The following is a 12,779-nucleotide window of genomic DNA, read 5'->3' on the forward strand; positions in this document are numbered from 1 at the left end:
TGACACCGATATGGCCTTATTCCCCCTCGCAGCCTGCTTGATGAGCCTCAGCTGTCTCGCGCCGGCGCAACCCCCGGCCTCCACGCTGCAGCTGACCACCCACGACACCGCCAACCGCATCGGCTCGGTGGTCCTGACGTGCGACCCGGCGGGCGGCACGCACCCCAAGCACGACAAGGCGTGCGCGGTGCTGTCGGACGTCGACGGTGATTTTTCGCGGATCACCGCGCGACACCAGGCGTGCACGCTGATCTACGCCCCGGTGGACGCGACGGCGCTCGGCACCTGGCACGGAAAACCGGTGTCGTTCCACACGACGTACGCGAACCGGTGCGAAGCCGACCGCAATTCGGACGACGTCTTCGCGTTCTGACGCTGATCTGCGACAACTGAACGGCATCACCCGACGGGGCACGGCCTGCCGCGGGGCAGGCTGTGCCCCATGCCACCACCGATCGCCACCCCGCGGGCCCGTGCGCTGGGGTTCGGGATGAAGAGAGCCAGGCAGGCGCGGAACCTGAAAGTCCGGGAACTGGGCCGGTTGGTCGACGTGCTGCCGCAGAACATTTCCAATTGGGAGAGCGGCAAGCGCATCCCGAAGCCGGAAGAGGTCGCCACGATCCTCGCCGCGTTGCGGGTGGACGTGGGTGAACGCAACCGGCTCCTCGAACTGGCCCGCAACGCCAACGAGCCCAACTGGCTCGAGCAGCACGCGCCGCCTAAGCTGGCCACCTTCGTCGAGTACGAGCAGACCGCCGCGGCGATGGCGGAATGGGCGACCGGGCTGATGCCCGGGCTCCTGCAGACTCCCGCCTACATCAGGGCGCTCTTCACCTCCACGGCGCTGCCCCCGCGCGAGATCGAGACCCGGGTGATGATCCGGATCACCCGCCGTGAGGTGCTGACCGGCCGTGCGCCCCTCGAATACCGGGCCCTGCTCAGCGAATCCGTGCTGCGCCAGAACATCGGCGGCGCGCAGGTGATGGCCGAGCAGCTTCGCCACCTGCTCACCGTCGCCCGCGCCCGCAATGTTTCGGTGCGCATCGTTCCGGGCGGCCTCGGCTACCACCCCGGTCTCTACGGGCCTTTCGTCATCTTCGACTTCCACGACCTGCCGCCGATCGTGCATCTCGAGCACTATCGCGGCAGCGGTTATGTCTACGATCAGAGTCACCTGGCCGATTACCGCGCGGCCATGCAGGACTTGTCCGCCCTGGCGCTCGGCGAACCCGAATCGCTCCAGCTCGTCCAGGGGGTGATCGCGGAACTGGAGGCCTGAAATGCCGGATGCGACCTGGCGGAAGTCGTCCTACAGCGGTGAGGAGACCAACTGCGTCGAAGTGCGGCTCGGTGGGCTGTCGCAGATCCGCGACACGAAAGACCGCGCGGGCGGCACACTCTCCGTTACCACCCGATCGTGGGAAGCGCTGCTCGCCGGCGTGAGCGCGCGGAAGCCGCCGGGCCGCCCCCACGACGGTCCGGTGGCTCCGCGTAACTCTTGAGCACGTGCTGCTCACCGGTCCGGTTCAGCCGCAGCCGGGGGCGAGAGGCACGTCACGGGCCGAGGCCCGGCTGAGGTTCCACGCCGGCCAGGTGTCCGGGGTGTCGTCGCGCAGGACCTGCCGCAGCACGCACGTGCGCAGCGGTTCCGGCAGGCGGGCGGAGACCACCGGGACCACGTCGGCCGAGAACCGGGCCAGGTACCGGTCGTCCAGGGGCTTGCCCGCGGCCGCGCGGTCGAGGTTGGCGTCGGCGATCAGGCGTTCCGGGTCGAGGACGGCCAGCACGAGCAGCGCCGCCGCGGCCGTGCCGATCGCCGCGCGGGGCAGCCACGCCGAGCGCAGCCGGACCAGTGCCGCGCCGACCAGTACGAACAGCGCGCCGAACCAGAGCTCGCAGACCTCGACCAGCAGCCGCAGGACCGTGAAGCCGTACGCCTCCTGGTACGTCCACATGCGACTCAACGCCGAGCCGACGAGCACCAGGGTCAGTGCGCTGAGCGTCCCGAGCAGGACACGCTGCCGGAGCCGGTCGGCCTTCGTCGCGTTCGGCGCCCACCGCAGCGCCGCGGCGACGATGGCCAAGGTCAGCACCGTGACCGCGCACAGCTGCCAGAAGCCGCCGCGGGCGTACTCCGCCGACGTCAGGTTGCTGGTGCGCAGGACGTACTCGGTACCCCCGAACAACACGACCAGCCGCACCCCGACGAAAGCCGCGAACACCAGGATCAGCACCACGAGCGGCACCGTCCATTCCAGACCATATTTGGTCCGGTGTGGACGTTCGCCTGGCGCCCGCGGCGCCGGCGCGGCGAGGAAGTAGCAGGCCCCGGCGGCGACCAGCGTGACGACCGCGAAGACCGAGCACCACCGCACCAGCGTCGCGACGCTGAGATCGGGGATCAGGGCGTCGACGACGGCGGCGAAGGCGGCGTCGGCACTGGCCAGCAGCGGCACGAAGACCCCGACGAGCGCGGCGGCGGCCAGCACGGCGAGCGCGATCCGCCGGGCGACGCCGTCGCGGCGGGTGGTGAAGCGCCCGGCCCCGCGCCCGACCCACGGGATCGCCCGCACGGCCTCGATCGGGACGGCGAGCATGTCGTAGAGAACGGAGTGCACGGTCCGTTCCCCGACGACGGCGAGCGACCCGCTGACGACGGCGCCGATGACGCAGAGGACGAACAGCCACCCCGACGCCCGCACGGTCCCCATCGCGAGCAGCGCCAGGGCGAGGGCCGCCCACGCGGCATTGCGCCAGGTGAAATCGCCCGGCGCTCCACCCCGCGAACGCCGGTCGGCCACGACGACCGCGCCGACGACCCCCAGCCCGGAGAGCAGCCAGCCGACCCCGGGCCGATCGACGGGCACCAGAAGCGCACCCGCAACCCCGGCCAGCCCCGAAGCCGGAAGAACGGCCGCGGGCAGCGGAACAACGGCTGATTTCGGCGGCGGCAGCGGGTGGAGGAAAACCGGCGGAGCAGCAACGGCCACCCCACCGCCCACGGCCGAAGCCCCCGGCGCCGCAACGGCTCCCACGCCGGCACCGGACCCCTCCCGAACCCCGGCCGCCCCCATTCGCGGGCCCCGCGGTGCACCTGGCTCCGATCCCGCCGAGCCGACCCCCGCCTCCCGAATCCCGGCCGTCCCCATTCGCGGGCCCCGCGGTGCACCCGCCCCCGCACCCGGCTCCGCTCCCGCCGAGCCGACCCCCGCCTCCCGCACCGCCCGCTTGCCCCGCGGCACCCGCTCCCCGGGCCCACCCACACTGCTCTTCGGCATCTCCGCTCACTTCCCCTTCGCAAATCCACCCGTCCGCGCGGACCCACGGCACCCAGACCGGCCGGTCCTAAGCCGGCAGCGTCACCCGGATCCGGCTCCCCGTCCCCGGCGACGGGTCGACCACCTCGATCGTCCCGCCGTGCAGTTCCACCGCCCACCGGGCGATCGCCAGGCCGAGCCCCGTCCCCCCGCCCGACGGCCGCTCGCCCCGGGTGAACCGCTCGAACACCCGCTCCCGGTCCGCCGGCGCGATCCCGGGCCCTTCGTCGCACACGTCGATGCGCACCTCCCCCGGCCGCACCTGCGCCACCACCCGGACCTGACCGCCCGCCGGGCCGTGGCGGGCCGCGTTCTCCAGCAGGTTCGCCACCACCTGGAACAGCCGGCCGCGGTCCGCCGTCACCACCGCGCCTTCCGGGGACACCGCCACCTCGAACGTCACCCCGCGGCCCGCGAACGCCGCCTCCCCGACCACCTCGGACAACAGCGACCACAGCGAAAACGACGTCTTGTGCAGCGGCAGCGCCCCCGCGTCCAGCCGCGACAGGTCCAGCAGCTCGTCCACCAGGTTCGCCAGGCGCTCGGTCTGCTGCAGCGCCGTCTTCAACGTGGCCGGATCGGCGTCCTCGACCCCGTCGACCAGGTTCTCCAGCACGCCGTTCAACGCGGTGATCGGCGTCCGCAGCTCGTGGGACACGTTGGCGATCAGCTCCCGGCGCTGGCGGTCCGCGTTCCCGAGGTCCCCGGCCATCTGGTTGAACGCCTGCGCCAGCACGCCGACCTCGTCCCGCGTGGTCGCCCGGATCCGCCGGGTGTAGTCGCCCTTCGCCATCGCCCGCGCCGCCGCCGTCATCTCGCGCAGCGGCCGCGTCATGCCGTGGGCCAGTACCTGCGACAACACGAGCGCGAGCACCATCGCGGTGATCGTCGTCTTCGGCGGCAGCCAGCCGATCTGCCAGTTGAAGAAGGCGAACGCCACCCCGCCGGAGGCCACCATCAGGATCGCCAGCTTCAGCTTGATCGACCGGATCCGGTCGAGCGGCCGCGGCACGAGGTTCACGAGCCCGCCTCCAACGCGTAGCCGACGCCGTGCACGGTCCGGATCAGGTCCGCGCCGAGCTTCCGCCGCAGCGCCTTGATGTGGCTGTCCACCGCGCGCGTGCCCGCGGACGTGCCGTGGACGTCCCAGTCCCACACCTCCGACAGCAGCCGTTCGCGCGGCTGCACCACCCGCGGCCGCCGCGCGAAGTGCACGAGCAGGTCGAACTCGATCGGTGTCAGCTGCGCCGCGACCCCCGCCCGGGCGACGCGCCGCTGGTCGACGTCGATTTCGAGATCACCCAGCACGATCCGGGTGCCCACGACCGAAGCCGACCGCTCGACCCGCCGCAGCAACGCGTGCACCCGAGCCGTCAGCACCCGCATCGAGAACGGCTTGGTGAGGTAGTCGTCGGCGCCGACCCCCAGCCCGACCAGCAGGTCCGTCTCGTCGGCGCGCGCGGTCAGCATCAGCACCGGCACCGGGCGCCGCCCCTGGATGCGGCGGCAGACCTCCAGCCCGTCGAACCCCGGCAGCATGACGTCGAGCACCACCAGGTCCGGCTCGCCCGAGGCGTCCGCTTCGACGGCGGCCGGGCCGTCGTGGACGACGTCGACGGTGAACCCCTCGGCCCGCAGCCGGGCCGCGATCGACGCGGCGATCGTGACGTCGTCCTCGACGACGAGCACCCGCCGTCCACCCAGTTCCATGACCACGACCCTAAGCACCCCCGGTGGAGACGGTTCGCGTGAAGTGTGAAGATCCTGTGGAGACGTTTCACCCACTTTGCCGGTTCGTGACGGCCGGATGTGTGACGCAGGTCATGCACTCCGGGGCCGCTTCGCGCAATCGACAGACTGCACTCCTGATCTCGGAAGAGTGAACAGTCTGCCGTTGCCCCGGCCCTGACCTGGCGCGCAGGATTCCGCAATGGCGCCGACACCCGCAGACCAGCGCGTGCACGACGACGGCCGGGTCGAGCTCGACCCCACCGCCGTCCGGTCTCTCGAAGGCAGCCGGTTCTTCAACGAGGAACTGGCCCCCGTCCCCGTGGAAAAGCGGACCTGGACCACCTACAACTACTTCGCGCTCTGGATGGGGATGGCCCACAACATCCCCAGTTACGCCCTGGCCGCGTCGCTGATCGCGCTCGGCATGAACTGGGTGCAGGCGCTGCTCACGATCACGATCGGCAACCTGATCGTGCTGGCCCCGATGCTGTTCAACAGCCACGCCGGCACGAAGTACGGCATCCCGTTCCCGGTGTTCGCCCGGGCGTTCTACGGCCTGCGGGGCGCCAACCTGGCCGCGCTCCTGCGCGCGTTCATCGCGTGCGGCTGGTTCGGCATCCAGACGTGGGTCGGCGGCGAGGCCATCCACGTCATCCTCGGCCGGCTGCTCGGCTCGTGGTGGCGCGATTCGGCCGTCGTCGCCGGGCAGCACTGGACGCTGTGGCTGTCCTTCGTGGTCTTCTGGATCGGCCAGATGCTCATCATCTGGCGCGGCATGGAGGCCGTCCGCCGGTTCGAGAACTGGACGGCACCGCTGGTGTCCGTCGGCTTCCTGATCATGCTCGGGTACGTGCTGGTCAAGGCGGGCGGGCTGGGCCCGATCCTGTCCGACGGCGGCAAGCTCGGCTGGGGCCCGGGCTTCTGGAAGGTGTTCGCGCCGTCCCTGATGGCGATGATCGCGTTCTGGTCGACCCTGTCGCTGAACATGCCGGACTTCACCCGCTTCGGCGGCAGCCAGCGCAAGCAGGTCCGCGGCCAGGTCCTCGGCCTGCCGACGACGATGACGTTCATCGCGATCGTGGCCATCCTGACCACCTCGGGCGGGCACGTCCTCTACGGCGAGGACATCTGGGACCCGGCGCAGCTGGCGGACAAGTTCACCAGCCCGGTCGTGGTCGTCGTGGCCCTGGTCGCACTGGTCCTGGCGACGATCTCGGCGAACCTCGCGGCCAACGTCGTCAGCCCGTCCTACGACTTCTCGAACGCCTTCCCGAAGAAGATCACCTTCGCGGTCGGCGGCGGGATCACCGGCGTCATCGGGATCCTCATCCAGCCGTGGCGGCTGTACTCCGACCCGAACATCTACATCTTCGCGTGGCTCGGCTTCTACGGCGGCCTGCTCGGCGCGGTCGCCGGCGTGCTCGTCGCCGGGTACTGGGTCGTCCACCGCACGAAGCTGCGGCTGAAGGACCTCTACACACCCGATGGGGTGTATTGGTTCAGCGGCGGCTGGAACTGGCGCGCCCTGGTCGCCACCCTGGTGGGGGCGCTGCTCGCGGTCGGCGGCGCGTACGGCGGGCCGTTCCCCGCCGACGGCATCATCCCGTTCCTCAAGCCGCTTTACGACTACAACTGGGTGATCGGCCTGGTCGGCGCCTTCGTCGTCTTCGCCGCCCTTTCCGTTCCGTCAACCAAGGAGGTAGCAAGTGAGCGTCGTCCGAGCCGGATTGATCCAGCAGCGGTGGACGGGTGACAAGGAGTCCATGACCAAGGCGGCGGTCGACCACATCGCCACCGCCGCTTCGCAGGGCGCCCAGGTCGTCTGCCTCCAGGAACTGTTCTACGGGCCGTACTTCTGCCAGGTGCAGGACGCCGACTACTACAGTTACACGGAGGCCATCCCGGACGGCCCCACGACGAAACTCATGCAGGAGGTGGCCGAGCGCCACGGCGTCGTGCTGATCGTGCCGATGTACGAGGTCGAACAGCCGGGCGTCTACTACAACACCGCCGCGGTGATCGACGCCGACGGCACCTACCTCGGCAAGTACCGGAAGAACCACATCCCGCAGGTCAAGGGGTTCTGGGAGAAGTTCTACTTCCGGCCCGGCAACCTCGGCTACCCGGTGTTCGACACGGCCGTGGGCCGCATCGGCGTCTACATCTGCTACGAGCGGCACTTCCCGGAGGGCTGGCGCGCGCTCGGCCTGGCCGGGGCGAAGATCGTGTTCAACCCGTCGGCGACCAGCCGCAACCTCTCGCAGTACCTGTGGAAGCTGGAGCAGCCGGCGGCCGCGGTGGCGAACGAGTACTTCGTCGGCGCGATCAACCGGGTGGGCGTGGAACCGCTGGGCGACAACGACTTCTACGGCCAGACGTACTTCGTCGACCCGCGCGGGCAGCTGGTCGGGGACGCGGCGTCCGACACCGACGACGAGGTGGTCGTGCGCGACCTCGACCTCTCGCTGCTGGAGGAGGTCCGGAACACGTGGGCGTTCTACCGCGACCGCCGGCCGGACACCTACGGCCCGCTCGCGGAGGCCTGATGACCACGCTGATCCGTGGCGGGCAGGTCGTCTCGCCGTCGGGCGCGATTCCCGCGGACGTCCTCGTCGACGGCGAGACCATCGCCGCCGTCGGGGCGCCCGGAACGCTGACCGGCGACGAGACGATCGACGCCACCGGGAAGTACGTGCTGCCCGGCGGCATCGACGCCCACACCCACATGGAGATGCCGTTCGGCGGCACCCATTCGGTGGACACGTTCTCGACCGGGACGACGGCGGCCGCGTGGGGCGGCACGACCACGATCATCGACTTCGCCGTGCAGGCCAAGGGCACGTCCCTGTTGTCCACATTGGACAAGTGGCACGCCAAGGCGGACGGCAACTGCGCGATCGACTACGGCTTCCACATGATCGTCTCCGACGTCAACGACCAGTCGCTGAAGGAGATGGAAGCCTGCATCGACGGCGGCGTCGGCAGCTTCAAGATGTTCATGGCGTATCCGGGGGTGTTCTACTCCACGGACGGGGAAATCCTGCTGGCGATGCAGAAAGCCCGCGAAATCGGCGCTACGATCATGATGCATGCCGAAAACGGCATCGCGATCGACCAGCTGGCGGCGCAGGCCTTCGCCGCGGGCAAGGTGGATCCCGTGCAGCACGGCCTGACGCGGCCGCCGGAACTGGAAGGAGAAGCGACGTCGCGGGCGATCCAGCTCGCGAAGGTGACGGGCTCGCCGTTGTACATCGTGCACCTGTCGGCGTCGCAAGCGCTTGCGGCGGTGGCGGAAGCGCGCAACGACGGTCAGAACGTCTTCGCGGAGACGTGCCCGCAGTACCTCTACCTGTCCATCGAGGACTTGGCGAAGCCGGACTTTGAGGGCGCGAAGTACGTGGCTTCACCGCCGTTGCGGGAGAAGTCGCACCAGGCCGACCTGTGGCGCGGGCTGCGGACGAACGATCTGTCCGTCGTGTCGACCGACCACTGCCCGTTCTGCTTCAAGGACCAGAAGGAGCTGGGGCGCGGCGACTTCCGGGCCATCCCGAACGGGATGCCGGGTGTCGAGCACCGGATGGACCTGCTGCACCAGGGCGTCGTCGCGGGGCAGCTCACGCTCGGCCGCTGGGTCGAGACGTGCTCGGCAACGCCGGCGCGGATGTTCGGGCTGTACCCGCGCAAGGGCGTGATCGCGGCCGGTTCGGACGCGGACATCGTCATCTACGACCCTTCCGCCCGGCAGACGCTGTCGGCGTCGACGCACCACATGAACGTCGACTACTCGGCGTACGAGGGGTTCGAGATCACCGGCCGGGTGCACACCGTGCTGTCCCGAGGGCGCGTTGTGGTGTCGCCTGACGGGTTCACGGGGTCGACGTCCCACGGCAGGTTCCTGTCCCGCTCGCTGAATCAATATCTGAATTGAGGTAGCGATGGACTTTGGCATCGTGCTGCAGACGGACCCGCCCGCGCGGGACGTCGTGCGGCTGATGAAGGACGCCGAAGACTGCGGGTTCCGGTACGGCTGGACGTTCGACTCGTGCGTGCTGTGGCAGGAGCCCTTCGTCATCTACTCGGCTGTGTTGGCCGCGACTTCGTCGCTCGTCGTGGGACCGATGGTGACCAGCCCGGGCACGCGGGACTGGTCCGTGCTGGCGTCGACGTTCGCCACGCTGAACGACATGTACGGCAACCGGACGGTGTGCGGCATCGGCCGCGGCGATTCGGCGCACCGGGTGATCGGCAAGCCACCGTCCACCTTGGCCACCGTGCGCGACTGCATGCGCGTGGTCAAGGACCTGGCCGAAGGCCGCTCGGTGACGATGAACGAGAAGACGGTGCAGATCCCGTGGGTCCGCAACGGCCGGCTCGAGATGTGGATGGCGGGCTACGGCCCGAAGGCGCTGCAGACGGTGGGCGAGCACGCGGACGGCTTCATCCTGCAGTGCGCCGACCCGGCGATCGCCCGCTGGACGATCGCCGCGGTCCGCGACGCGGCCCGCGCGGCCGGCCGCGACCCGGGCGGCATCACGATCTGCGTGGCGGCCCCGGCGTACGTCGGCGAAGACCTGCCACACCAGCGCGAACAGCTGCGCTGGTTCGGCGGCATGGTCGGCAACCACGTGGCGGACCTGGTGGCGCGGTACGGCTCATCGGGCGCGGTACCGCGGGAGCTGACGGACTACATCCGCGAGCGCGAAGGCTACGACTACAGCCACCACGGCAAGGCGGGCAACCCGTCGACGGAGTTCGTCCCGGACGAGATAGTGGACCGCTTCTGCCTGCTGGGTCCGGCATCGGCGCAGGTGGAACGGCTGCAGGAGCTGGCAGAGCTGGGCGTGGACCAGTTTTCGCTGTACCTGATGCACGACGACCGCGAGGCGACGCTCGCGTCGTACGGGTCGCAGATCATCCCGAAGCTCACCGCGTAGGGCCCGCCCTACCCCGGTTCCGGGGGCGCGCCCCAGCGCGCCCCCGGTCCCGGTGCCGGGACGATCGGGCGATGAACCTTCGTGTTGCGCTGGCACTGGGAACGGCCACGCTCGCGGTGGGCGCCCTCGCGCCCGCGGCCGCGGCCGGCCCGGCCGGAATCGTCTGGGAAGCCTCCTGCGCCCCCGGGTACGACTGCGGCCACCTCGACGTCCCGCTGTCCTATCAGGACCCGTCGCTGGGTACGGTTCGGCTCGCGATAGCGCGGCTGCCCGCCACCGACCAAGCGCACAAGCTGGGCACGATCTTCTCCAACCCGGGCGGCCCCGGCTCGTCCGGCCGGTTCGCACCCGCGTTGACCCCGACCTTGCACGCGCGCTTCGACATCGTCGGGTTCGACCCGCGCGGCGTCGGGGCGAGTGCGAAGATCCACTGCTTCACGGATCCGGCGCAGACCGCGGTCCTGCAACGGGCTCTCGGCACGTTCCCGCTGACCCGGGCGGCCGAGCAGCAGCAGATCGCGGACACGCGCACGGTGACGGACCTCTGCGAGCAGAACGCGGGCCCGCTGGCGAACCACCTGTCGACGGGCACGATCGCCCGCGACCTGGACCGGCTGCGCGTCGCGTTCGGCGAACGGAAGCTCCGGTATTACGGGAAGTCGTACGGCACGTATCTCGGCGAAACGTATGCGAACCTGTTCCCCGGCGCCACCGGAACGCTGGCCCTCGACGCGGTCGACGACCCGACCCGCTGGTCGGCCGGCCCGGGCCCGATGAGCTACCGCCTGCAGGGCTTCGCCGACGCACCGCGCGCACTGGAGTCCTTTTTGGACGCCTGCGGTACGCGTTGCCCGTTCGACTACAACGCGATCCTGGACCGTCTCGAAGCCGCCCCGGCCACAGTGAGCTACCAGACCGCGATCGCCCGGATCCACAACTACCTCACCGACGCCCAAGCGGCGCCCGAGCTGGCGGCATTCCTCCGGTCGCTGGCCGACCCGGCGTCACCCGCTCCGCCATCCGCCGGTGAACCACCGGACGTCGACTCCCTCCTGGGCGGCGGCGCCACGCTCTGTTCGGACGCGGCAAACCCCCGGAACCCGGCGGTCTGGTGGAACTACGCCGAGCGAGCAGACCGCATCGCCCGTAGCTTCGGTCCCTACGACGTCTACAAGACGCTGCCGTGCGCGACGTGGGAGCTTTCGGACCCGGGCCGGTACACGGGGCCGTGGAACCGCCCGACGGCGCCGATCCTGCTGCTGGCCAACCGCCAGGGCGACCTGGAGACACCGTACGCGGGGGCCCAGCGCACAGAGCGCCTGCTGGGCAACGCACGTCTGCTGACCCTGGACACGTACGGCCACGGTTCCCGCGGCAAGAGCGCGTGTATCGACCGCCGCCTGGACGACTACTTCACCACGGGCGCACTGCCCGCCCCGGGCACGCTCTGCGCACCGGATCGGGGCCCGTTCGGCTGAAGACCCGACGTCCTGTCAACGGTTGCCGTCGCGCTCCTTCCCGCTCAGTCCACCAGGGCCTGGTAGACCAGCTGCCGCAGCTGGGGGCGCAGGCGGTACGTGCTCGACGGCAGCAGTTGCGTGTAGAAGCCCACCGTCAGGTCCTCGTCCGGGTCCACCCAGAACGCCGTTGATGCTGCGCCGCCCCAGGCGTACTCGCCTGCCGAGGACAGGGTGCGGGCCTTCACCGGGTCTTCCAGGACCGAGAAGCCCAAGCCGAAGCCGTGGCCGTCGAACGGCATCTCGGCGAACAACGGGCGGCCGAACTGTTCCAGGTCCACGTGGCCCGGCAGGTGGTTGCTGGCCATCAGCGCCACCGTGCGCGGGGACAGCAACCGCACGCCGTCCAGTTCGCCGCCGCGGAGGAGCATCTCCGTGAAGCGCCAATAGTCCGGTGCCGAGGACACCAGGCCTCCGCCGCCGGAGAGGCAGTCCGGGGTTGCCGTGCCCAGGCGACCGAATGCGTCGTTGCGGGTTGCGCGGCCCGATGCCGGGTTGCGTACGTACATCGCCGCCAAGCGGGACGGGGATGGAGCCACGAAACCCGTGTCCGTCATGCCCAGCGGCGCGAAGATCCGCGACGCGAAGAACTCGTCCAGCAGCTGGCCCGACACCACCTCAACGACCCGGCCGAGCACATCCGTGGCCACCGAGTAGTTCCACTCCGCGCCCGGCTGGAACAGCAGCGGCAGTGACGCCCACTTCTCCGTACAGGCGGCCAGGTCGAGGCCCGGCGGGGTGCCCCACTCGAAGCCCGCCGCGCGGTAGATCGCGTCCACCGGGTGGCCGTGGTGGAAGCCGTACGTCAGGCCCGCCGTGTGCGTCAGCAGGTGCCACACGCGGATCGGCGAACGCGCCGGCTCGGTCGACGGCGCCAGGGCCGATCCCTTGACGTACACCCGCGGCGACTCGAACTCCGGCAGCCACCGCGAGATCGGGTCGTCCAGCTCCAGCAGGCCCTCTTCGGCCAGCATCATCGCCGCCACCGAGGTGATCGGCTTGGTCATCGAGAAGATCCGCCACAGCGTGTCCGTCTCGACCGGCAGCGACGCCTCGACGTCCCGGTGCCCGCCGCGCCCCACGTGGACGATGCGCCCGTGCCTGCTGACCACCGCGAGCCAGCCCGGCAACCGGCCGTCCTCGACGTACCGGTCGAAATGCGCGTCGATCCGGGCCAGCCGCGCCGCGTCGAAGCCGGCCTCGGCCGGGTCGACGTCCACCTCGAAATCCGCCATGCGGCGAAGGCTACTGTGCCGATGAGTACCAAGCCGACCACAGCC

Annotated in this window: 12 protein-coding genes; 8 read left to right on the forward strand and 4 right to left on the reverse strand. The window is 70.3% G+C overall.

Going from position 1 to position 12,779, the window contains the following annotated elements; all coding sequences use genetic code 11:
* Positions 1 to 40 precede the first annotated feature (40 nt).
* The 3 genes from ACLJOU_RS21400 (at position 41) to ACLJOU_RS21410 (ending at position 1,502) form a co-directional block, all read left to right on the forward strand.
* The gene (locus ACLJOU_RS21400; RefSeq protein ID WP_410569428.1) at positions 41 to 373 is read left to right on the forward strand and encodes an SSI family serine proteinase inhibitor; all 333 of its coding nucleotides are present in this window, start codon (positions 41 to 43) and stop codon (positions 371 to 373) included.
* 69 nt (positions 374 to 442) lie between these two features.
* Entirely contained in the window at positions 443 to 1,279 is an 837-nt protein-coding gene (locus ACLJOU_RS21405; RefSeq protein WP_410569429.1) for a helix-turn-helix domain-containing protein, read from the forward strand.
* Between the two features lies 1 nt (position 1,280).
* A complete protein-coding gene (locus ACLJOU_RS21410) occupies positions 1,281 to 1,502 on the forward strand; it encodes a DUF397 domain-containing protein (RefSeq protein ID WP_410569430.1) in 222 nt (73 codons plus the stop codon).
* Between the two features lie 24 nt (positions 1,503 to 1,526).
* Here ACLJOU_RS21410 and ACLJOU_RS21415 read toward each other — a convergent pair whose 3' ends face one another.
* The 3 genes from ACLJOU_RS21415 to ACLJOU_RS21425 form a co-directional block, all read right to left on the reverse strand.
* Positions 1,527 to 3,149: a DUF4153 domain-containing protein gene (locus ACLJOU_RS21415; protein ID WP_410569688.1), complete on the reverse strand. Its 1,623-nt coding sequence runs from the start codon at positions 3,147 to 3,149 to the stop codon at positions 1,527 to 1,529.
* Between the two features lie 196 nt (positions 3,150 to 3,345).
* Positions 3,346 to 4,338 (reverse strand): ATP-binding protein, encoded by a 993-nt coding sequence (locus tag ACLJOU_RS21420; protein ID WP_410569431.1) that lies wholly within the window; start codon positions 4,336 to 4,338, stop codon positions 3,346 to 3,348.
* Complete coding sequence (locus ACLJOU_RS21425; RefSeq protein WP_410569690.1) at positions 4,335 to 5,006, reverse strand: response regulator transcription factor; 672 nt, start codon at positions 5,004 to 5,006, stop codon at positions 4,335 to 4,337. The genes ACLJOU_RS21420 and ACLJOU_RS21425 overlap by 4 nt, the downstream gene beginning before the upstream one ends.
* Positions 5,007 to 5,247: 241 nt before the next feature.
* Between ACLJOU_RS21425 and ACLJOU_RS21430 the strand changes: the two genes are divergently transcribed.
* The 5 genes from ACLJOU_RS21430 to ACLJOU_RS21450 all read left to right on the forward strand — a co-directional run bounded on the left by ACLJOU_RS21430 (position 5,248) and on the right by ACLJOU_RS21450 (position 11,460).
* Positions 5,248 to 6,801 carry an NCS1 family nucleobase:cation symporter-1 gene (locus ACLJOU_RS21430; protein ID WP_410569432.1) on the forward strand — a complete coding sequence of 518 codons (1,554 nt, stop codon included), beginning with the start codon at positions 5,248 to 5,250 and terminating at the stop codon, positions 6,799 to 6,801.
* A gap of 10 nt (positions 6,802 to 6,811) precedes the next feature.
* Positions 6,812 to 7,594 carry a nitrilase-related carbon-nitrogen hydrolase gene (locus ACLJOU_RS21435; RefSeq protein WP_410569691.1) on the forward strand — a complete coding sequence of 261 codons (783 nt, stop codon included), beginning with the start codon at positions 6,812 to 6,814 and terminating at the stop codon, positions 7,592 to 7,594.
* Entirely contained in the window at positions 7,594 to 8,976 is a 1,383-nt protein-coding gene (hydA, locus tag ACLJOU_RS21440; protein WP_410569433.1) for a dihydropyrimidinase, read from the forward strand. Before ACLJOU_RS21435 ends, hydA begins: the two co-directional genes overlap by 1 nt.
* A gap of 7 nt (positions 8,977 to 8,983) precedes the next feature.
* The gene (locus ACLJOU_RS21445; RefSeq protein WP_410569434.1) at positions 8,984 to 9,982 is read left to right on the forward strand and encodes a TIGR03842 family LLM class F420-dependent oxidoreductase; all 999 of its coding nucleotides are present in this window, start codon (positions 8,984 to 8,986) and stop codon (positions 9,980 to 9,982) included.
* Positions 9,983 to 10,053: 71 nt separating this feature from the next.
* Positions 10,054 to 11,460, forward strand: a complete 1,407-nt coding sequence (locus tag ACLJOU_RS21450; protein ID WP_410569435.1) for an alpha/beta hydrolase — start codon at positions 10,054 to 10,056, stop codon at positions 11,458 to 11,460.
* A gap of 44 nt (positions 11,461 to 11,504) precedes the next feature.
* On the opposite strand, the gene ACLJOU_RS21455 is transcribed toward ACLJOU_RS21450, so the two are convergent.
* Positions 11,505 to 12,734: a serine hydrolase domain-containing protein gene (locus tag ACLJOU_RS21455; protein ID WP_410569436.1), complete on the reverse strand. Its 1,230-nt coding sequence runs from the start codon at positions 12,732 to 12,734 to the stop codon at positions 11,505 to 11,507.
* Positions 12,735 to 12,779: the final 45 nt, after the last annotated feature.

Origin of the sequence: Amycolatopsis sp. cmx-4-61, from assembly GCF_046548775.1 — a bacterium.
Classification (GTDB): domain Bacteria; phylum Actinomycetota; class Actinomycetes; order Mycobacteriales; family Pseudonocardiaceae; genus Amycolatopsis.

Bases quoted from the DNA above. Each gene is read 5' to 3' on its own strand.
- ACLJOU_RS21410 (WP_410569430.1), top strand. From the start codon at position 1,281: ATGCCGGATGCGACCTGGCGGAAGTCGTCCTACAGCGGTGAGGAGACC.
- hydA (WP_410569433.1), top strand. From the start codon at position 7,594: ATGACCACGCTGATCCGTGGCGGGCAGGTCGTCTCGCCGTCGGGCGCG.
- ACLJOU_RS21455 (WP_410569436.1), bottom strand. From the start codon at position 12,734: ATGGCGGATTTCGAGGTGGACGTCGACCCGGCCGAGGCCGGCTTCGAC.
- ACLJOU_RS21435 (WP_410569691.1), top strand. From the start codon at position 6,812: ATGACCAAGGCGGCGGTCGACCACATCGCCACCGCCGCTTCGCAGGGC.
- ACLJOU_RS21430 (WP_410569432.1), top strand. From the start codon at position 5,248: ATGGCGCCGACACCCGCAGACCAGCGCGTGCACGACGACGGCCGGGTC.
- ACLJOU_RS21415 (WP_410569688.1), bottom strand. From the start codon at position 3,149: ATGGGGACGGCCGGGATTCGGGAGGCGGGGGTCGGCTCGGCGGGATCG.
- ACLJOU_RS21400 (WP_410569428.1), top strand. From the start codon at position 41: ATGAGCCTCAGCTGTCTCGCGCCGGCGCAACCCCCGGCCTCCACGCTG.
- ACLJOU_RS21405 (WP_410569429.1), top strand. From the start codon at position 443: ATGCCACCACCGATCGCCACCCCGCGGGCCCGTGCGCTGGGGTTCGGG.
- ACLJOU_RS21445 (WP_410569434.1), top strand. From the start codon at position 8,984: ATGGACTTTGGCATCGTGCTGCAGACGGACCCGCCCGCGCGGGACGTC.
- ACLJOU_RS21450 (WP_410569435.1), top strand. From the start codon at position 10,054: ATGAACCTTCGTGTTGCGCTGGCACTGGGAACGGCCACGCTCGCGGTG.